Source organism: Streptococcus sp. XMC, from assembly GCF_021341835.1.
Lineage (GTDB): Bacteria > Bacillota > Bacilli > Lactobacillales > Streptococcaceae > Streptococcus.
Window position 1 is genome coordinate 426,953 of sequence record NZ_JAJTNQ010000001.1, and the last position, 20,727, is coordinate 447,679.

Annotated in this window: 16 protein-coding genes; all 16 read left to right on the forward strand. The window is 37.5% G+C overall.

All coding sequences use genetic code 11. The features are described 5' to 3' along the window. The first annotated feature begins 209 nt into the window (after positions 1-209). The 16 genes from LXO72_RS01965 to LXO72_RS02040 all read left to right on the forward strand — a co-directional run bounded on the left by LXO72_RS01965 (position 210) and on the right by LXO72_RS02040 (position 20,712). Entirely contained in the window at positions 210-3,116 is a 2,907-nt protein-coding gene (locus LXO72_RS01965; RefSeq protein WP_233331357.1) for a CocE/NonD family hydrolase, read from the forward strand. A 148-nt stretch (positions 3,117-3,264) separates the two neighbouring features. After that, positions 3,265-3,975: a glycosyltransferase family 2 protein gene (locus LXO72_RS01970; RefSeq protein ID WP_267913746.1), complete on the forward strand. Its 711-nt coding sequence runs from the start codon at positions 3,265-3,267 to the stop codon at positions 3,973-3,975. 1 nt (position 3,976) lies between these two features. Then, complete coding sequence (locus tag LXO72_RS01975; protein ID WP_233331358.1) at positions 3,977-4,312, forward strand: DUF2304 domain-containing protein; 336 nt, start codon at positions 3,977-3,979, stop codon at positions 4,310-4,312. Next, a complete protein-coding gene (locus LXO72_RS01980) occupies positions 4,302-5,579 on the forward strand; it encodes a lipopolysaccharide biosynthesis protein (protein WP_233331359.1) in 1,278 nt (425 codons plus the stop codon). Before LXO72_RS01975 ends, LXO72_RS01980 begins: the two co-directional genes overlap by 11 nt. Continuing rightward, a complete protein-coding gene (locus LXO72_RS01985; RefSeq protein ID WP_233331360.1) occupies positions 5,563-6,345 on the forward strand; it encodes a glycosyltransferase family 2 protein in 783 nt (260 codons plus the stop codon). The genes LXO72_RS01980 and LXO72_RS01985 overlap by 17 nt, the downstream gene beginning before the upstream one ends. Before the next feature lie 98 nt (positions 6,346-6,443). Continuing rightward, complete coding sequence (locus LXO72_RS01990) at positions 6,444-7,418, forward strand: glycosyltransferase family 2 protein (protein WP_233331361.1); 975 nt, start codon at positions 6,444-6,446, stop codon at positions 7,416-7,418. A 56-nt stretch (positions 7,419-7,474) separates the two neighbouring features. Continuing rightward, the gene (locus LXO72_RS01995; RefSeq protein WP_233331362.1) at positions 7,475-8,401 is read left to right on the forward strand and encodes a glycosyltransferase family 2 protein; all 927 of its coding nucleotides are present in this window, start codon (positions 7,475-7,477) and stop codon (positions 8,399-8,401) included. Positions 8,402-8,466: 65 nt separating this feature from the next. Further along, the gene (gene rfbD / locus LXO72_RS02000) at positions 8,467-9,318 is read left to right on the forward strand and encodes a dTDP-4-dehydrorhamnose reductase (RefSeq protein ID WP_049472001.1); all 852 of its coding nucleotides are present in this window, start codon (positions 8,467-8,469) and stop codon (positions 9,316-9,318) included. Between the two features lie 107 nt (positions 9,319-9,425). After that, positions 9,426-10,574 carry a beta 1-4 rhamnosyltransferase Cps2T gene (gene cps2T / locus LXO72_RS02005; protein ID WP_233331363.1) on the forward strand — a complete coding sequence of 383 codons (1,149 nt, stop codon included), beginning with the start codon at positions 9,426-9,428 and terminating at the stop codon, positions 10,572-10,574. After that, positions 10,571-11,512 carry a glycosyltransferase family 2 protein gene (locus LXO72_RS02010; RefSeq protein ID WP_233331364.1) on the forward strand — a complete coding sequence of 314 codons (942 nt, stop codon included), beginning with the start codon at positions 10,571-10,573 and terminating at the stop codon, positions 11,510-11,512. The genes cps2T and LXO72_RS02010 overlap by 4 nt, the downstream gene beginning before the upstream one ends. Beyond that, positions 11,512-12,318: an ABC transporter permease gene (locus LXO72_RS02015; protein WP_003003247.1), complete on the forward strand. Its 807-nt coding sequence runs from the start codon at positions 11,512-11,514 to the stop codon at positions 12,316-12,318. Before LXO72_RS02010 ends, LXO72_RS02015 begins: the two co-directional genes overlap by 1 nt. Beyond that, a complete protein-coding gene (locus tag LXO72_RS02020; RefSeq protein ID WP_233331365.1) occupies positions 12,318-13,541 on the forward strand; it encodes an ABC transporter ATP-binding protein in 1,224 nt (407 codons plus the stop codon). The genes LXO72_RS02015 and LXO72_RS02020 overlap by 1 nt, the downstream gene beginning before the upstream one ends. Before the next feature lie 12 nt (positions 13,542-13,553). Next, positions 13,554-14,903: a glycosyltransferase gene (locus tag LXO72_RS02025; protein ID WP_233331366.1), complete on the forward strand. Its 1,350-nt coding sequence runs from the start codon at positions 13,554-13,556 to the stop codon at positions 14,901-14,903. Between the two features lies 1 nt (position 14,904). Continuing rightward, positions 14,905-16,650 carry a rhamnan synthesis F family protein gene (locus LXO72_RS02030; RefSeq protein WP_233331367.1) on the forward strand — a complete coding sequence of 582 codons (1,746 nt, stop codon included), beginning with the start codon at positions 14,905-14,907 and terminating at the stop codon, positions 16,648-16,650. 11 nt (positions 16,651-16,661) lie between these two features. Continuing rightward, positions 16,662-18,146: a DUF2142 domain-containing protein gene (locus tag LXO72_RS02035; RefSeq protein ID WP_233331368.1), complete on the forward strand. Its 1,485-nt coding sequence runs from the start codon at positions 16,662-16,664 to the stop codon at positions 18,144-18,146. A 37-nt stretch (positions 18,147-18,183) separates the two neighbouring features. After that, on the forward strand, positions 18,184-20,712 hold the full coding sequence (locus LXO72_RS02040; protein ID WP_233331369.1) for an LTA synthase family protein: 2,529 nt from the start codon (positions 18,184-18,186) through the stop codon (positions 20,710-20,712). Positions 20,713-20,727 lie beyond the last annotated feature (15 nt).

The window sequence follows — 20,727 nt, forward strand, 5'->3', positions numbered from 1 at the left end:
TTGTGTGAAAAGAGTGTTTGAAAACAATAAAATATTTATCATAAATCCTTTCAATTGTTTCAACTTTCAGAAAGATTATATTTTGATACTGCCTTTTTATTTGATTTGACTATAAAGTTTAGAGAGACTACAATAAAGCTGTAAACGTTGTTATTTTGTCAGAAGGATTTCCTTCTTTCAAATTTCTACAATTTAAAAGGAGTTTCATTATGAGGAAAAAGAAGCTTACTTTTATTTTTTCTGCTTTATTACTATCGCCTATAGTAATAGCCAATCAGGTTCAAGCTGAGGAGCAGGTTGAAAAGCCTGCCGGAGCGGATACGGAGCTAGTTCGTTCGCCAGAATCTATTTCTACTGAGAATTCGCAAACAAATGCCCAGTCTGAAACTGCAAGCCTTGAGTCAGTAGTGGAGACAGATGCTAAGATAGAGCGCCCAGTGGAGGGGGACGCTAGCAAGCTAACTGAAACTGACGATACTTTAGGAGGATTACCGAAACCTTTATCGGTTTCAGAAACGTCTGGAAAACTATCTAGTCAGGTTGAAAACCCACATGTGGCAAATCAGAATCTGACCATAGGGGAAACAGCAGATGAGTTGCTGAAATGGGCGGAGGCCAAACCGGACCAAACAGGTGCAACGCTTGAAGATCGTCTTGAGTTTGCAAAGAGCTTGGGAATGATTCCAGATGGAGTAGGCAAGGATGAGCCGGTCCAGAATCTAAACCATATGATTTCAATCGCTAAGAAATTAAAAGAGGCCTATCGTGCAGAGAAAAAAGAACCTCTCATCCTTAATGGAAAGACCCAGCCTATTTTTCCTTTTACTCCAGGTGATGTAGAAACTGGTTATTCCAATGAAAAGAGTGACATTGTCCGCTTTGTTGTCTATGTTGAGTCAGATTATGATACAGATGGTGATGGAAAAAGGGACCTCATTAAAACATTTGTCCAACTTCCGAAAGCAGCTGCCAATGGAGATTATAAGGCTTCGACCATCTATGAAGCAAGTCCTTATGTGGCGGGAACGACCAATAAGGAAACCCTTGGAGAAATTGGTCTAAAAGAGGAGGGCGAGTTTGACAACAAGAAACTCTATCGTTATATAGATCCTCGTCGTCAAACTGGTTCTACCACAACTTTAGAACATGCTAAAAAGGCAGATTCCAAAGATTGGTACTATAAAAATCCAAACGAAAGTGATGCAACCTTCACACGCTACGATTATGAAAATATTAACTGGTACAACTATTTCTTGGTGAGAGGCTATGCGGTCGTTACCACATCAGGTTTGGGAAGCTATCAGTCGGAGGGAATCAATACAACAGGAAGTGACTTGGAAGTGGCTGGTTATAAGAGTGTCATTGAATGGCTAAATGGCAAACGGGTTGCTTATACAGATAAGACATCGAATATTGCTATTAAAGCAGACTGGTCGAATGGAAAAGTCGGTATGACGGGATTGTCATGGGCAGGGACCACTACCTTTGGAGTGGCTGCGACAGTAGTCGAGGGATTGAAGACTATTGTTCCTGCGGCTGGAATCGCGAGTTGGTATGATTATTACAACAGCCAAGGAACGACCTTTAACGTCGGTCCCTACAGAGATTTATCGCATTTGTCTGTCTATGTATCCAATCGGATTCTATATCCGGCTGACTGGTCTAAGATTAAAGAGGACTATGCCCGCTACATTACTCAGTTGAATCGCGACCAACATAAACATGACTATAATTATAGCGACATCTGGAAAAATCGCGATTATACCCTTCATCCAGAAAAATTCAAGGCCAGTGCTCTAGTTATGCATGGGTTGAATGATGATAATGTCAGAACCAAACATTTTGACCTGATGTATGAGACTTTGAAAAAGGCTGGCCAGCCCGTGAAGCTCTATCTCTATCAAGGAGATCATATCTATCCTGTCAATAAACGCTTCGGAATTAAAGAGGGGCAACAAAGTGTCAGTGACCTTCTCAATCTATGGTTTAGTCACTACCTATATGATGCAGAAAATCAGGTAGAGTCTTTACCAGAAGTAACCGTTTCTAATAACTATGATCCATCTAAATGGGATCATTATTCTAGCTGGAAGTCTAGCAATCAATTGACCTTGAAGACACTTTCTAGACGTGAGGAAGAAACCATTGATAATGATTACTATGGTGCAGGGATGGATTGGACCAATCGTGATTCTCATACCACCAAGCAATCCTCTACTGCCAATGCTTTGTTTACAGCAGAAGTGACAGAAGATGTGACCATTAAAGGGCATATTCCTGTCCATTTCCAAGCTGCTTTAGCCAAGCTGACTGATAAAAAGCACAAAGACTATCAAGTTAATGTGCAACTGGTCGATCTCTCTTATGAGGAATTTGATGTTGCATCCAATAAGATCACTTATGATGAAGCAGGATACAAGTACCAAGAAATGCCTCTTAATACTCTTTCTGAAACAGGCTACTGGATGGGAAGTAATTTGAAAAACATTCCTAATAAGCAATTTGGAACGATTAAAACCAAGTATAAGGTCATCTCTTCTGGTTGGGTCAATTTGGCAAATCCAGATTCAGGCTATGTCTCCGCTAGCTCAAGTAATAGTATCGATCCCAAGATAGGAGAGTTTCGGAACTACACCGTCTATCTACAACCAAATCTTTACACGGTTAAGAAGGGGCATAAACTGGGCTTAGTCTTTACTACCTTTGATAGTAACTATGTCTGGACGGATGATCCGTACTCCTATCGCCTGAAAACACGGTCCATCGTAGCAGAAATACCAACTGTTCAAAAAAGTAGTCTTCGCTATGCCTGGTATGTACCAAATGAAAAGGATGAGGCTTATCAGGTCCTTCCACTGGTTGAAGAACCCCTACCAGAGTATCCACTGGATGAACTCGTGCTAGCTTCAAGTCAGAAGGAAATAACTACAATAGTAACTGTTAATTACAAGCTGGAAAACTCTGAGAAAGAAGAGGTACTGCTTGGAGTGAACAAGAAAGGCAGTTATTTGCCACAAACTGGAATGGATACTAGCTTTGAAGTCACTTCAAGTGTGTTAGGAGTCGTACTTTTCGTTGGAATGGGGATCATCCGACTTAAAGAAAGAGAAAATTAGTACTATAAGAGAATTCATCAGCTTTCCTAAAAAATTAGGAAAGCTGATTTTTAGTAGATTGCTTGCATTTGAATGTCAGTCTGAACTAGAAATAAGGCCTTAAATATAGTATAATGAAGTGATATGCTTAGAAGGGAAAGTATAAGGATTGAGAACTTCAGAATTGCTAATTATTATTCCTGCTTATAATGAAAGTGGAAATATTGAAAAGACAATCAAGATGATTAAAGAACATACGCCTGAATTTGATTATGTGATTATCAATGATTGCTCTACAGATCATACACTTGAAATCTGTAGAAAAAATGATTTTAATGTTATCGATTTGCCTATTAATTTAGGAATAGGTGGTGCTGTACAAACTGGCTATCAATATGCAGTTAGTCACGGTTACCAATATGCTGTCCAAGTGGATGGGGACGGTCAACATAATCCAGAATTTATTAAAAACATGTTAGGAGTTCTTCAAGAACGACAAGTGAACATGGTGATTGGTTCACGTTTCATCGAGAATCAAGGTTTTCAATCTTCTTTCCTACGTAGAATTGGAATTACATTTTTTGAAAAATTAATCAAGCTTTTGACTGGTCAAAAGGTAACAGATCCTACATCTGGTTTGCGGGTGGTTGATCGAAAAGTGATCGAAGAATTTGCTAAGCAATATCCAAGTGATTATCCAGAACCAGAGACGATTGTGTCCCTGTTAACCTCAGGATATTCAGTAGCAGAAGTACCTGTATTAATGAACGAACGAGAGCACGGGGAATCATCTATCACATTAAGCAAATCTGTTTACTATATGATTAAAGTGACAATGGCTATGTTATTGGCTAGAATCGGTGGAGGATATAAGAAATAACATGTTAAATATTTGGTTGACCATTATTGTAATTGTTTTTATAGTTTATATTCTGAGACTAGTTGCAAAGAAGCTCGTTGAAATGAGAAATGTTATTTCTTGGCTTATTCTTTGCTTGCTTTCGTTGCCAGTTATTTGGTTTCCTGATTTGATTGGAGCAATATCTGAATTTCTTGGGATTCAGACATTAAGTAACTTTGTTTTTCTATTAAGTACTTTTTTATTAATATTTTTAATATTTTCATTAACTCGTACTGTATCAAAGCAATCAGTACAGATTAAGAAATTGTCACAAACAATCGCCTTATTAAAAAGTGAGAATGAAAATGAACAATAAAGCAAATAGGAGTGTCTATTTTTGGAATTTTGCTGGGAATATAGCAGCGGCTGCAGTTTCTATATTGTATTTGATTATTGTCTCTCGTTATACTTCTGCAAGTGATGCTGATAATTTTAGTTTAGCTTATGCAATCGGGAATCTCTGGATTGTCATTGGTATGTTTCAAGTAAGAAATTATCAGGCGACTGACTTGAAAGAAGCATACTCGTATTTGGAATACTGGTTAACTAGGGTTATTACAGTTTGTTTGATGTTAGTTACATTATTTCCATATTTACTTTTTAGTGGAAATAATGTTGGAAAAGGGGATTTATTTTTAATTATAATCCTAACGGTGTTTTATCGTTCTTGTGATGCTTTTTCTGATTTATTCCAAGGGTTATTTCAACAACACGAACGTTTAGATATTGCAGGGAAATTAATGGTGCTCCGTTATGGTTCGAGCACAATCATTCTCCTAATTAGTTTGTTACTTTCAAATTCTTTAATTTTTTCTTTAATTTGTTTATGTTTTTTTAATGTTCTTTTTGTTTTTGGGGGTGATTACGTCCAATCCAAACAAATTAGAACGATACCTTTTAATCAGATTTCATATGCTACATTTAAGCAATCAATTAGTATCATGAAAACTTGCCTTCCCTTGTTTGTTAACGGCTTTTTATTGGTATATGTTTTGAATTATCCAAAACAAGTGATTGATAAATTGCTAGTCGAGGGTGTATTACGTGAAGGTGCTCAAAGAGACTTCAGTATTCTATTCATGCCTGTTTTCTTTATGAGTTTATTTGTATTAGCATTAAGACCGTTAATTACCGATTTGGCAAAACAATGGTCAGAAAAAAGATTTCATACGTTTAATGCTATGATTCGAAAGATTTTATTATTGCTTATGATTTTGGGACTGGTAGTATCAATACTGGCCTATTTGATAGGGATTCCTATTTTGAATATTTTAAGTGGTATTGATTTATCAAATTATAGTTTATTACTTACTATTTTAGTGCTTTCCGGCTTTTTATATTCTATAGCTTCTGTCATAGGTGATTTTTTAATTATATTGAGGAAGCAAGTCTATCTACTCTATGTGTATATCGCAATGGCGTTGTTGACAAATTTTCTTACGCCTCTAGCAATGAGGGAGTTTGGCTTGTTTGGAGCAGGGCTTAGTTTTGTTATGGTTATGCTATTTTACACAGTTGCGAGTTGGATTGTCTTTGTAATTATGAGAAGGAAGGAGATTCAAAAATATGAATCAGTGGAATGATCATACATTTGTAATCTGTGCTTATGGGGATAGTCCTTTTTTAGAGGATTGTATAAAATCGTTGTTAAGCCAAACCGTAAAAAGTAATATCATTTTGTATACTTCTACTCCAAGTGTATTTATCGAAAGTATTTGCCAAAAATATGCTATTCCTTTTAATACAAGTGTTGGTGGTGGAATTGGGAAAGATTGGAATAATGCTTTATCTTTTGTTACTACTCAATATGCTACAATAGCCCATCAAGATGATTATTATGAGCCAACTTATTTAATGGAAATTCAAGAGAGGATAAAGAAGTATCAAGATGCTATCATTCTTTATTCTGATTATTTTGAAGAAAAAAATGGAGAGGTCATTAAACCGACTTCAAATCTAAAAATTAAATCATTAATGTTAAAAACAATCTCATTATTCCCTAAAACTAAGTGGTGGAGAAATCGTATTCTTGCTTTTGGAAATCCGATTTGTTGCCCTGCTGTAACTTATAATTTAGAATTGGTTAAGGGCTTTAGATTTGATGAGGAATGGAGAGTTAGTCTAGATTGGCTTGCCTGGTACCATTTGGCTAAATTTGATGGCAGATTTGTATATGTTCCAAAGAAATTAATGTGCCATCGTATTCATGAAGATTCTGAAACGAGTAATACCATTAGTGATAATACTCGAACGAAGGAAGATTACATGATGTTTAATCTTTTTTGGCCAAAAGGATTAGCGAAATTGATAAATCGTTTTTATAAAAAGAGTCAGGATACAAATGGTTAAAGATTGCGTGCTCGAGGTTTGATAACGATATAAAAGTTTGGATATCTTAATTATTTGCAAAACTATGGGTTATATTAAAATATATAAAGGATAAGATTGTGAAAGAAGCGCCTAAGATTAGTGTCATTATTCCAGTATATAATGCAGAATTATATCTCAAAAGATGTATAGATTCAGTTTTGAATCAAAGTTTTAAATCATTTGAAATTATTGCAATTGATGATGGTTCAAAGGATAATTCGTTCAAAATATTGAATGAATACCAACAATTTTCTCCAAGTATTAGAATTTTGAGTCGGGAAAATCAAGGTGCAGCCTATACTAGAAATGAAGGTATCAAGCTTGCAAAAGGTGAATTCATCATGTTTATCGACAGTGATGATTACATAAACCCAGACTACTTGCAGGTGTTTTATGATGAAATATCAAGTGGGATAGATGATGCGGTTGTTGGTGGACTTCAGAGAGTAAACCAAGATGGTAAACAACTATTTTCTATCCAATTGGGTAAAGATAAATGGTCGAAATACAGATCAATTTCACCATGTGCTCGCATCTATAGAAAAAAATTTTTAGTAGATAACGAACTTTCTTTTCCAGATATTCCTCTGGCTGAGGACTTGTTATTCAGTTTAACGGTCTATACAAAATCTGAAAATATAAGAACTATCCCATATTGTGGATATAATTGGTTTTACAATGAGAATAGTGCATCTAATACATTAAATAAGGGTTTTAATCCAAATTTAGATATCAAGAATGTTCTTGATAAGATAGCAGGGATTATCCCCAAAGATTTTTCTGAAACTAAATTAATTAAATTTTTTATAAAAAAATTTACTCTTTATTGGTTATTGGACGGTGGGAGACATTCCACAAGTGAGGAGTTTTTACGTCAATATAAAGAAATTAATGATTGGGTCAAGATAAATGGAATGAAGTCCACACTTTCTGTTTTTAATCGAGAAATTAGAGATGAGAGATTGATGGTTAAACTAGCTATCTTTACAATGAACATGATTGAAAAAGTCGGTTTATTAAAACTGTTTGCAAAACTGTATTGTAAAGGATAGTTAGAAAAATTATAGTTTACCGAAAAGATAATAGCAAATGTTAATAGGAGCAATGAATGGTTATATCAGTTGTAGTCCCGTGTTTTAATGAAGAAGAATCGATTCCATTATTTTATGAAGAAATGGAACGAGTTCGGATCTCCATGGGGGAAGAATTTGAATATATTTTTATTAATGATGGGTCTGCTGATAAAACTTTAGATGTTTTACGAGAACTCAATCTCTTAAATCCTTATGCTCATTATCTTTCTTTTTCACGAAACTTTGGGAAGGAAGCGGCTCTCTATGCAGGCCTCCAACATGCTACAGGAGATTACGTAACGGTCATGGATGTGGACCTACAAGATCCTCCAGAACTATTGATCGAAATGAAGCAGAAGTTGGATCAACAGCCAAATCTAGATTGTGTCGGAACCCGACGCGTAACTCGTGATGGGGAACCACCAATTCGTTCCTTCTTTGCACGAATGTTTTATAAATTGATTAATCATATCAGCCAAGTGGAAATGGTCGACGGGGCGCGTGATTTCCGTTTGATGCGTCGTCAAATGGTTGATGCGATACTTGAACTATCTGAGTACAATCGTTTTTCAAAAGGAATTTTCGCCTGGGTTGGATTTGAGACGGAATATCTAGAGTATAAAAATGTAGAGCGCGTGGCAGGAGAGACGTCTTGGAATTTTTGGTCCCTCTTCAAATACTCGATCGAAGGAATTGTCAATTTTTCTGATGCCCCACTAAATATTGCCTTTGTTGGTGGACTTTTATCTTGGATCTTGGCCTTTATCATGGTGATTCTGATCGTGATCCGTACCTTAGTCTTTGGAGATCCTACTTCAGGTTGGCCATCCCTTATGACAGTTATTCTATTCCTTGGAGGATTCCAATTATTGACCATTGGGATTTTAGGAAAATATATCGGAAAAATCTTCATGGAAACCAAGAAACGTCCAATCTATGTTATTAAAGAGAAAAGCAAGTAAAAAGCAGAAAACTTCTGCTTTTTTTGCTATAATGATAGAGAAAAAGCATTCGAAAGGAACGTAACATGATTTTAATTACAGGTGCAAATGGGCAACTTGGAACAGAACTTCGCCATTTGTTAGACGAACGAAATGAAGAATATGTAGCCGTTGATGTGGCTGAAATGGATATCACAAATTCAGAAAAAGTAGACGAGGTATTCGCTGAAGTGAAACCAACCTTGGTATATCACTGTGCTGCCTACACAGCTGTTGATGCTGCTGAAGATGAAGGAAAAGAGTTGGACTATGCCATCAATGTGACTGGTACAGAAAATGTAGCAAAAGCGTCTGAAAAACATGGTGCAACCTTGGTCTATATCTCAACGGACTACGTTTTTGATGGTAAAAAACCGGTGGGACAAGAATGGGAAGTAGACGATCAACCAGATCCTCAAACTGAGTACGGTCGTACCAAACGTATGGGAGAAGAATTGGTTGAGAAGCATGTTTCTAACTTTTATATCATCCGTACAGCTTGGGTCTTCGGGAACTACGGTAAGAACTTTGTCTTCACCATGCAAAATCTTGCCAAGACTCACAAAACACTTACAGTCGTCAACGACCAACATGGTCGTCCAACTTGGACACGTACTCTTGCTGAGTTCATGACTTATTTGGCTGAAAATCGTAAAGAATATGGTTATTACCACTTGTCTAACGATGCGAAAGAAGATACAACTTGGTATGACTTTGCAGTTGAAATCCTCAAAGATACGGATGTAGAAGTCAAGCCAGTTGATTCCAGCCAATTCCCAGCTAAAGCGAAGCGTCCGCTTAACTCAACGATGAGCTTGGCTAAGGCTAAGGCTACAGGGTTCGTCATTCCAACTTGGCAAGATGCCTTGAAAGAGTTTTACAAACAAGAAGTGAAATAAGAGAAAATTGAAGCGGCCCTCAAGGGTCGCTTTTCTGTTTGGATTAGGCAAAAAGCCTAGAAAATGGTATAATTGAATAGACTGTAAATTGGTAGAAAGGAAAATCTATGCAACATGTTTTTATTATCGGAAGTCGTGGGCTTCCGGCTCAATATGGCGGTTTTGAGACTTTTGTGGACCAATTGGTTTCGCATCAAGTGTCTTCAGATATCCAGTATCATGTTGCCTGCCTTTCTAATGATCAAGCTTATCAACATTTTGACTACAAGGGTGTCGATTGTTTTACCATTAAAGCCCCCAAGCTTGGGCCTGCGCGTGTCATTGCCTATGATATGATGGCCATCAACTACGCCTTGAAGCTTATTAAGAAACAAGGAATTGAACAGCCGATTTTTTACGTCTTGGGCAATACAATCGGAGCCTTTGTGGCGCCTTTTGCGCGCAAGATCCATAAGATAGGTGGACGATTCTATATCAATCCAGATGGACTGGAGTGGAAGCGGGCCAAGTGGGCCAAGCCGATCCAATCCTATCTCAAGTATTCTGAAAAGATCATGACGCGCCATGCTGACTTGGTGATTTCTGACAACCCAGGTATTGAGTCCTATATCAAGGAAGCCTATCCTTGGTCCAAGACGACCTATATTGCCTATGGGACGGACTTGTCTCCAACCGGCCTAAGCAGTCAGGATAATAAGGTCCGAGAATTCTATCAGAAATGGCAGACACAGGAGAAGAACTATTATTTGATCTTGGGCCGCTTTGTCCCAGAAAATAATTACGAGACTGCCATTCGTGAATTCATGGTCTCTTCTACCAAGCGGGATTTGGTGATCATTTGTAACCATGAAGGCAATCCCTATTTTGAAGAGTTGCGAGCTCGGACTGGATTTGATCAGGATCCACGCGTCAAGTTTGTAGGAACGGTCTATGATCAAGATCTATTAAAGTATATCCGTAAAGAAGCCTTTGCCTATATCCATGGTCATGAAGTGGGCGGAACCAATCCGGGTCTCTTAGAGGCTCTTGCTCATACGGATCTGAATTTAGTTTTAGGAGTCTCCTTTAACCAAACGGTTGCCAAGGACACAGCTCACTATTGGACCAAAGAAGCTGGGAATTTGGCGCATTTGATCAACCAGGTTGATTCTTTAGAAGATGTATCTGAATGGGGTCAACGTGCCAAGGCCAATATGAAGCAAAACTTTACCTGGGAAAAAATTGTAGGTGAGTACGAGGAATTATTCTTATCATGAAAGTAAATATCTTGTTGTCCACCTATAATGGTGAACAGTATCTAAAAGAGCAGGTCAAAAGTATCCAAGACCAGACTTATCAGGATTGGCAACTCTTGATCCGAGATGATGGGTCAACCGACGGTACGGTGGAGATCATTCGAGAGTTGGTAGCCCAGGATGAGCGCATTCGTTTTATCAATCAAGGTGCTATCGAAAATCTTGGTGTCATCAAAAGTTTCCATGCCCTCTTGAAATATGAAAAAGCTGATCTTTATTGCTTCAGTGATCAAGATGATGTTTGGCTTCCTGAAAAAATTGCTCTTCAAGTAGCAGAAGCGGCCAAGCACCCTCAAGAAGTCCCTTTGCTGGTCTACACAGATTTGAAAGTGGTCGATGAAAACTTGAATGTACAACATGAAAGCATGATTCGAACCCAGTCTGATCATGCCAATACAGAACTGATTCAAGAGCTGACAGAAAATACGGTAACTGGCGGAGTTGCCATGATTAACCACGCGCTGGCGGAGTTATGGACAGGTCAAGAAAAACATGCCCTCCTTATGCATGATTGGTACTTGGCTTTGTTGGCAACTGCCTTTGGAAAGCTCATCTATATCGATCAGCCGACAGAATTGTACCGTCAGCACAGTAGCAATGTTCTGGGAGCTCGTACCCTTAGAAAACGGGTTAAAAACTGGGTTCGCCCTCATGTTCTTTTTGCTAAGTATTGGAAGCTCATTGAATCCAGTCAAGAACAAGCAAAAAATCTATTGGATCTGCCTGTCAGTTCCCAAACTAAAGAAATCATTGAAAACTTTGTCACCATTATGGATGTTCCACTAAAAGAACGTTTGAGACGGATTCGTCAGTATGGTTACCGGAAGAACCGGGCTTTTCATACGGTTGTGTTTACCAGCTTGATTCTGACAAAGTTTGCATATCGAGGTAAAAAATAATGTTTGACGTTTTTAGTCAGAAAAATCGAATTTTATTACGAGAATTAATCAAAACAGACTTTAAATTACGCTACCAAGGATCAGCGATCGGTTATCTTTGGTCCATTTTAAAGCCCCTAATGACCTTTACGATCATGTATATTGTCTTCATCCGATTCTTACGTTTGGGTGGAGATGTTCCCCATTTCCCAGTTGCCCTCTTGTTGGCCAATGTAATCTGGGGCTTTTTCTCAGAAGCCACATCTATGGGGATGGTGTCGATCGTTAGTCGAGGCGACCTGTTGCGCAAGTTGAACTTCTCCAAACACATCATTGTCTTGTCTGCGATTTCAGGAGCAGCCATCAACTTTGTCATTAACCTGGTTGTCGTGTTGATTTTTTCATTCTTCAATGGGGTGACATTCTCTTGGACAGCTTTGATGGTGATTCCGCTATTCTTTGAGTTGTTCTTGATGGCGACAGGATGTGCATTGATTTTAGCGACATTTTTCGTTCGTTTCCGTGACTTAGGTCAAGTCTGGGAAGTACTCCTGCAAGCAGGCTTGTATGCGACGCCAATTATCTACCCAATTACCTTTATCGCAGACCGCAATCCGTGGGCTGCCAAATTGGTCATGATGAATCCTTTGGCTCAAATCATCCAAGACATGCGTTATTTCTTGATTGATAAGGCCAACACCCCTGTTTGGCTTTTGGTAGAGAATAAGTTCTTGGTTCTGATTCCTTATGTTTTACCAATTCTTATTTTTGTCGCTGGCTTTGCTTACTTTAACAAACATGCTAAGAAATTTGCGGAGATTCTCTAATGACAGATAAACAAATTGCAGTAAAAGTAGACCATGTCAGCAAGTACTTTAAGTTGCCAACAGAAGCAACCAATAGCATTCGAACTGCCTTGGTCAATCGCTTCAAAGGAATCAAAGGATACAAAGAACAACATGTTCTTAAGGATATTTCTTTTGAAGTAGAAAAAGGAGATTTTTTCGGGATCCTGGGAAGAAACGGTTCTGGAAAATCGACTCTCTTGAAAATCATTTCTGAAATCTATGTTCCTGAGAAAGGCACCGTCACTATCGATGGGAAACTGGTGTCTTTTATCGAGCTTGGAGTGGGCTTTAACCCAGAACTGACAGGTCGTGAAAATGTCTATATGAATGGAGCTATGTTGGGCTTCTCAACAGCTGAAATTGATGCCATGTATGATGATATCGTAGACTTTGCCGAGTTGCATGAATTCATGAACCAAAAGCTTAAGAACTACTCATCAGGCATGCAGGTTCGTCTGGCCTTTTCGGTTGCCATTAAGGCCCAAGGGGATATCTTGATTTTGGACGAGGTCCTCGCAGTAGGAGATGAGGCCTTCCAGCGCAAGTGTAACGATTACTTTCAAGAGCGTAAGAAATCAGGTAAAACCACGATCCTCGTTACCCATGATATGGGAGCCGTCAAGAAATATTGTAACAAGGCTGTTTTGATTGAAAATGGTTTGGTGAAAGCCATTGGTAGTCCTGAGAATGTTGCCAACCAATATAGTTTTGATAATACGGCTCCTTTGCAACAGGGAGAAGAAACCAGCGGAGCTGGTAAGCCTAACAAGGAAGAACGAGTCTTGGTCGAAAACTTTCAGCTTCAGTTGTTAAGTTCGAACAAATTACGCCCTCAGGATCCTATTCAATTCCAGATTGATTTTGATGTTCGTGAAGATATCCAGACCTATATCGCTCTGTCTTTGACGGATATCGATCGGAACATTTGGATCTACAATGATAATTCTATGAATCAACTGATGAGTGGAGCTGGACATAAAACGGTTCATTATACTTGTTCACTGCCAACAGTAAATGACTTGAAAATGAAATTAGAAGTGACAGTAAGGGATGCTGAAGGGCAGATGTTGGCTTTTTCAGATGCTACCCAAACTCCACTGATATTTATCAATCGAGATGATATCGCTTTGGATGATAAATCAGCAATGGATGCGGCAAGTGGCTTAATCCAACGTAATGGAACATGGTCAATAACTGACTAGACTGAGGGAGATATGGAAACGACGCCTTTTGTTTCGATTATTTGTACGGTTTTTAATAAAGAGCCCTGGCTAAAGAAGACGATTGATAGCTTCTTAGCCCAAGAGACAGAATTTGCTTATGAGATTATATTGGTGGATGATGCTTCAAGTGATGGATCTCGTTCCATCATTCAGGATTATCAAGCAAACTACCCTGACCTGATCCGTGCCTTTTATCAGAATGAGAATCAGGGAATCGCCAAAACCTGGGTAGCTATCTGTAAGGAAGCACGGGGGCAATACATTGCTCGCTGTGACGGAGATGATTTTTGGGTTGACCCTTTAAAACTTCAGAAACAGGTTGACTTATTAGAAAGTAAACCTGATTGCAAATGGTCCAATACAGATTTTGATATTTATGATGAAAAAGGAACTCTCGTTTCTAAGGCTGGCTTTGCTAATCATACGATCCCATTAGCAGATACTTATGAAAAGATGCTGGCAACAAGAGGCTTTACCATGGCCTCTACATGGTTAGTAGATAGAGATCTGATGGTAGAAGTCAATCAAGAGTTAGACTTAACGACATCAGATGATACTTTCAACCTCCAATTGGAGCTCTTTCAACGGACTTCTTTAGCTTATCTGGATGAAGCGACAGTTGCTTATACCATTAATCAAGGATCGGATTCTCGTCCTACTGATTTTAAAAGATTAGAACGTCGTTTTAATAAGTTGCTACAAACACAACTGGACTATCTTGATAAGTATCCAAATGCTGATTTTAAAGAGATGACGAGGATTCTTTTAGATCGGAATAATACTTATGAGATTCGCCTTTCCAAACCGATGGATTCTCTGTCACACATTGGAATGGAGTCTGTTACCATTTATTTCGGTGATGAAGAGAATACCTATTCGGAAGATCGTACAATGACCAAACTCCTTCAAAAAGAGGATATCCTGACGATCAAAATTCCGAAGGGAACCTCTGTTATTCGAGTAGATCTTTCGGAACGTCCTTGTTACTATTCTGATGTTGAATTACAAGATGCAACAGGAAATATTTGCTCACCAGTTTATACTAACGGAGTCATTGTTGATGGTTACTTTTTCTTTAGCGAACCAGATCCACAACTGATCTATGATGTTAAGGAAGAAGGAGAATATAGATTAAGTTATAAGATGATTCCTGTCGATGATATTGCTGCACCCGATTATATAGGAAAAGTTTTTGCAGCTGAGTTCTTGGATAGTCAGAATAGAATAAAAAAACTTGAGGCTGATTTGGAAGCTACGAAAGTAGCATATAACGCCGTTATCACATCCAAACGTTGGACCATTCCAACAAAGATCTTGAAATTCTTAAGAATAAGGAAATAACATGCAACGTTTACTTTTATATGTCCACTTCAATAAATTTAACTTTATCAGTGGACATGTACTCTACCAATTAGAAAACATTCGCCCCTTGTATTCACGGGTGGTCTTTATCTCCAATAGCCAACTACCAGAAGATGTGAAGGATCATTTGACCTCTCAACAGTTGGTGGATGATATTGTTGAGCGCCAAAATAGTGGCTTTGACTTTGCGGCTTGGCGGGATGGAATGAAAACAGTCGGCTTTGACCAACTGGCTCACTTTGATTCGGTTACCCTCATGAATGATACCTGCTTTGGACCGCTTTGGGATCTAGAACCCATTTATCAGCAGTTTGAACATGATAATGAAGTGGATTTCTGGGGAATGACCAATTACCGGAAAGACAAGAATTTTAACGAGCATATTCAGAGTTATTATCTCAGTTTTAAGAAACAGGTGTTGACATCAAGTGCCTTCCATGAATTTTGGCAGGGTGTTCAGGACTTCACTAATGTTCAAGATGTGATTGATAACTACGAAACCAAGGTCACAACGAATTTCTTGGATGCTGGTTTTCGCTATAAGACGGTCTTTGATACCATTCATGAAGACACAACTGGGATGCTCTATCCGGACTTTTCTTACTACAATCCTACAGCGATTCTCCGACATAAGGTTCCTTTCATCAAAGTCAAAACCATTGCAAACAATGAAGGAATCATGCCTTATATTTTTGATGAATTGGAGCGTGTATCGAACTATCCATTGGATTTGATTCTTAACCACATGTCTATGATTGACCGTCCGGACTATCCTTATCTCTTGTCTCGTAAGTACTTGAAAAACCAGGAATTAGCTGGAGAGTTCGGTAAAAAAGTTGCGGTTCATCTTCATGTCTTTTATGTGGACCTCTTGGAAGAATTTCTAGATGCTTTCCAAGCTTTTCATTTCGCTTATGACTTATGGATCACGACGGATGTAGAAGAGAAGAAGCAGGCTATTGAGAAAATTCTTTCTAATCGGGCACAAGATGCGACGGTTGTGGTGACTGGAAATATTGGACGAGATGTGTTACCAATGCTGCTCTTAAAAGAGCAACTTTCTCAATATGATTATGTTGGCCATTTCCATACTAAGAAATCTAAAGAAGCAGATTTCTGGGCAGGTGAATCTTGGCGCAAAGAATTGATCGAGATGTTGGTCAAACCGGCTGATCAAATCCTAGCCAATATGGAAGCCAATCCAAAAGTCGGAATCACTATCGCAGATATTCCAACTTTCTTCCGTTACAATCGAATAGTGGTTGCCTGGAATGAAGCCCTCATTTCACCAGAGATGAACAAACTCTGGGAACGGATGGGAGCGACTAAGACGATTGACTTCAAAAATCTCAATACCTTTGTCATGAGTTATGGGACCTTTGTTTGGTTTAAATACGATGCTTTGAAACCACTCTTTGATTTGAATTTGACAGCAGCAGATGTTCCAGCTGAACCTTTACCTCAAAATTCGATATTGCATGCGATCGAGCGCTTGTTGGTCTATATTGCTTGGGATCAAAAATATGACTTTAGGATCTCTCAAAATCCTCATGTTCTGACACCATTTATCGATAATAAGCAATTGAACAATCGTGAGGATCTCCAACCGCATACCTTTGTGGACTTTAATCAAATAGGAGGGATTAAAGGTGCCTTGAAGTATATCGTTATTGGTCCAGCAAGAGCTGTAAAATATATTATATTGAGATTACTCAAGAGAAAGTAGAGGAAATTCTAGTGAGTTTATTTGACAAAGAAAAGTTAAGAAATATTGTTATCGCAATTGTTATCATTTTATTTTCGAGGGTATTTTTGACCAGTTTATTTGAATTTACATTAAATAAGAATGTGCTTATTTTAATTGTGGCTTCAATTGTTTACTTGTTGCTGTTTAATTCAAAAGACTCTGATAAATTACCACGAAATGCGTTTCTGTTAATAGTTATATTTGGTAGTTTTATTTCTGTTGTCAAGCCAGTTCAATATGGATTGGATGAAGAATCGCACCTACCAAACGTCATTAGTATAACAGATAGTCCGATATTTAAATATTCGGATGAAAAGCTAGAAGACTATGATTCTGTATTTGGTTACGATGCTTTAAGAAACCCCGGAAAAAAATCCTCACAGTACTGGTATAGTGTAGAACATAAAGATAGTAAGATTAGAGGAACAAGAGTTGGATTTGACAATCCTGCCTTTCTCCCAAATGCTATTGGATGGTCCATCGGTAGACTAATCTCGAAAAAAGTATATGTTTCTTATTATTTAGGTAGAATTTTTGAAGTTATAGCCTTTGCAATTTTAGCTTATCTTGCATTAAAAATCAGTAAGGTATTCAGAGAAGCTATTTATCTATTTTCTACCTTCCCAGCTGTTTTATATATTATCGCTGGTTACCATTATGATTACTTGTATTTTGGAGCTAGTTTAATTGCGTTAGCATTATTAACAAATGTACTCTCTGAGAAAAATAAAGTTGATAAAAAATATGCAATTGCTTTTCAATGTACGACATTATTATTTGCATTTTCGAAATTTCCTTTTATATTAACCGGAAGTTTGTTGTCTGTTTTACCAAATAGATATTATAAAGATAAAAAAATAAGGTCATTTTCTTCCTTACTATTTCTTTTAAATCTATTTATATCATTTATTTATGTTGGTATTATTAAATTATTCCCTTCTGGAAGTTCAATTTCAGGGGAAGGTCCAGGTCTATTTTATTTCTTAACGCATCCACTGCCATTGTTACGAACTTTATTCTTAGCACCGCATGGAATTATTAATGATTTTATTTCAGATCCATTAAAGTATGTTTCTGAAAAATCAGCATTTTTAATCGCAGCTTCAATTTTCACTTTCTTTTTCATTCTATTCATTATTATTCTTAGAAATAAGATTGAACTGCCTAAATTCTTTAAATACTACAGTTTGCTTTTACTTTTAGGTACAGCAACCCTAATTATTGTTGCTATTTCTGGAGATCCTCGTGTATATCACACAGGTGATATTGTTGTTGGTGGGGTTCAAGGTCGTTACTATTATTATATTTTAATGTTTCTACCACTTTACTTCGGCACATGGTTCCACAAAAAAGTGGGCATAGTGGATATTGCTCAAAGTGAGGATTCAAATTTTGTTATATCGTTACAATATGCACTCATTTTCTTGAACATTTTAACGATTAGTATTGGGATTTATACTCAAATTCAGGGTTGATGATTATAATTTAAACATCATAGTTATGGGGAGAAAAATGAAGAGAAAAAAGAAGTTTAATTTAAAAGAGTTTCTTATAAGAAACTATCAAAAATTAACGAGAACTCAACTGTATTCTTTTGCTCTCCTCGTGTTTTTTCTTGTCATTAATACGTATTTAGTTCAGCATGTGATTGCTGAAAAACTAGGAGCAACTGATTCCGTTATAGCATTGATTAATCACTGTGGGATCTATTTTGGGCTTGCTACAGTCATTTTGGTTGTCTTAATTTCTCAATATGATTTAAAGCGAATTTTTGCTTTAAAGATTCTTGTATCCTATAGTGTCTATTTAATTCTTTCTTATTCAGTTGAAGTTGCCCTTCATATTAATGTACCGAAATATAATGTATTCGATTTTGCCAAGAATGGTTTTTGGCAGACCAACTCAATTGTTTTTGTATCGGTATTAGTTGCTAGTTCACTCTTATTTTCAACTATTAGACAGTGGTTTGATAACAAGGCTGTTAAAAGAAAAACGAGACCAATTGGAAAACTATTTGAATACTTATTGCATTCTAGTATTTTAACAACTTTTGTTTTAACAGATTCTAAAATTCCTTCAACTCTCTATCGTACGACCTGGTATTTGATTGATGGCATTGGAAAAACCGGAGGAGGCAAGTATTCCCTGTCGCAATTCTGGTTTGTCGAGTTTAGAATGATTGGTTTCTCTATTCTTTTAACTCTTATCGGATTGTTTTTTGTCAAAGGTCAAATAGACTTAGTAAAAAATAGATCGAGTTTTTCACTGGCTGTAATGACTAGTATTAGTCTAGCTATTCTATCTAACACTGGTGTGCAACTTGGACTTGGAACAGGAGACTTGCTTGTTGGTTATTCGATTTTTCCAGGTGGAGTCGTATTTCCTATCCTCTGTCTCGTGTTTTTATACATCTCTCTATATGTATTGATTAATAGATATTGGTTTACAACGATTTTAATAGTTTTTAGTAGTGTTTCTTTCGTTGTTGCCAACGCTGTTAAATTTAGTATGAGGGGAGAGCCAATTTTACCGAGTGATTTGGTCTGGTTATCTCAACCGTCCGTTTTATTTAGCTTTGTTGATATCTCCTTTATGTTCATCGTCATAGCTGTTGCTGTAGGTCTATCGGTTACCTATATTCTCGGTAGGCGATATATTTACACAGGGAAAATTATACGGTCAACGATAATTCGCTATCTTACACTTTTGGCTCTTGTATTATTCGGTTATAAAGTATATTCTATCTTTGACCAAAAAGAGAATGGCGTGATTTCGGAGAAAGTACCAGTTATCACTTTATTGAATAACTTTCAGGATACGAAATGGCTGGGGAATTCGATTAATGCCAGGTATCAGTCGTTAGCTTTTGTCTGGTTCAATCAATTGACAACAGAGGTTATGATAAAACCTGAGGGATACAGTAAAGAAAAAATGCTGGAGATTGAAAAGAAGTACTCCATGCAAGCTTCTGAAATCAACCAAACAAGAAATGAATTTGTCGATCAACAGACTATCATTTATGTTCTGAGCGAGAGTTTTTCTGATCCCAGCAGAATCGAAGGAGTTACGATTTCTAGAAATCCCATTCCTAACATTCAAGACATAAAGTCAAAAGTGACAAGTGGCTTAATGAAATCGGATGGCTACGGTGGCGGTACGGCCAATATGGAATTTCAAACTTTAACAGGTTTACCATTTTATAACATCAGTCCTACCGTCTCTGTTCTATACTCAGATGTTGCTCCGAAAATGCAACATCTCATTTCGATAAGTGATTCTTTTGAATCTAAAAATAAGGAAATCATCCATTTTGAATCAAAAGTAAATTATTCAAGAGACGTCATATATAAAAGGCTGGCTTTTGATAAATTTATTGGTATCGATGATAAGAATGACTATGATGTTGGATATCAAGAAATTCATGTCAGTGACCAATCAACCTATAATACAGTGTTGAAAGAATTAAATCCTAAGCAGAGTCAATTCTTCTCAGTCATTACGATGCAGAATCACGCCCCATTTGTTGCAGGGGAACCATCAGATGTAACAGCTTCCGGTAAAGGTTTCTCAGAGGATGTTAATACTCGTTTGACAAATTATTCAAGGTTATTAACGTTCACTGATAAAGCCACCCAAGACTTCCTAGAAAAGCTATCCAAAATCGACAAAAAGATTACGGTTGTCTTCTATGGGGATCATTTGCCTGGTTTGTATCCGGAGTCTGCTTTTAAGAATAATCCGGAAGGTCAGTACCAAACGGATTACTTTATTTGGAGTAATTTCGATGCTCCTAAATTAGACTATCCTCTGGTCAACTCGAGTGACTTCTCTGCTATGGTCTTTGAACAGACCAACTCTAAGGTCTCTCCATACTATGCTCTCTTGACGGAGGTTTTGAAGAAAGCAAGTGTTGACAAAAAAGCTTTAGAAGGTGAAGCAAAAGAGATTGCTGAAGATTTGAAGATGGTAGAGTATGATTTAATCAGTGGCAAAGGCTATCTATCCAAAGATTTCTTCAAGGTACCATCGGCAAAAAATTAATGGAAAGAGAGCAGC

Excerpts from the sequence above, each read along its gene's own strand:
- LXO72_RS01965 (WP_233331357.1), top strand. The coding sequence starts at position 210 with ATGAGGAAAAAGAAGCTTACTTTTATTTTTTCTGCTTTATTACTATCG.
- LXO72_RS01975 (WP_233331358.1), top strand. The coding sequence starts at position 3,977 with ATGTTAAATATTTGGTTGACCATTATTGTAATTGTTTTTATAGTTTAT.
- LXO72_RS01980 (WP_233331359.1), top strand. The coding sequence starts at position 4,302 with ATGAACAATAAAGCAAATAGGAGTGTCTATTTTTGGAATTTTGCTGGG.
- LXO72_RS01985 (WP_233331360.1), top strand. The coding sequence starts at position 5,563 with ATGAATCAGTGGAATGATCATACATTTGTAATCTGTGCTTATGGGGAT.
- LXO72_RS01995 (WP_233331362.1), top strand. The coding sequence starts at position 7,475 with ATGGTTATATCAGTTGTAGTCCCGTGTTTTAATGAAGAAGAATCGATT.
- rfbD (WP_049472001.1), top strand. The coding sequence starts at position 8,467 with ATGATTTTAATTACAGGTGCAAATGGGCAACTTGGAACAGAACTTCGC.
- cps2T (WP_233331363.1), top strand. The coding sequence starts at position 9,426 with ATGCAACATGTTTTTATTATCGGAAGTCGTGGGCTTCCGGCTCAATAT.
- LXO72_RS02010 (WP_233331364.1), top strand. The coding sequence starts at position 10,571 with ATGAAAGTAAATATCTTGTTGTCCACCTATAATGGTGAACAGTATCTA.
- LXO72_RS02015 (WP_003003247.1), top strand. The coding sequence starts at position 11,512 with ATGTTTGACGTTTTTAGTCAGAAAAATCGAATTTTATTACGAGAATTA.
- LXO72_RS02020 (WP_233331365.1), top strand. The coding sequence starts at position 12,318 with ATGACAGATAAACAAATTGCAGTAAAAGTAGACCATGTCAGCAAGTAC.
- LXO72_RS02025 (WP_233331366.1), top strand. The coding sequence starts at position 13,554 with ATGGAAACGACGCCTTTTGTTTCGATTATTTGTACGGTTTTTAATAAA.
- LXO72_RS02030 (WP_233331367.1), top strand. The coding sequence starts at position 14,905 with ATGCAACGTTTACTTTTATATGTCCACTTCAATAAATTTAACTTTATC.
- LXO72_RS02040 (WP_233331369.1), top strand. The coding sequence starts at position 18,184 with ATGAAGAGAAAAAAGAAGTTTAATTTAAAAGAGTTTCTTATAAGAAAC.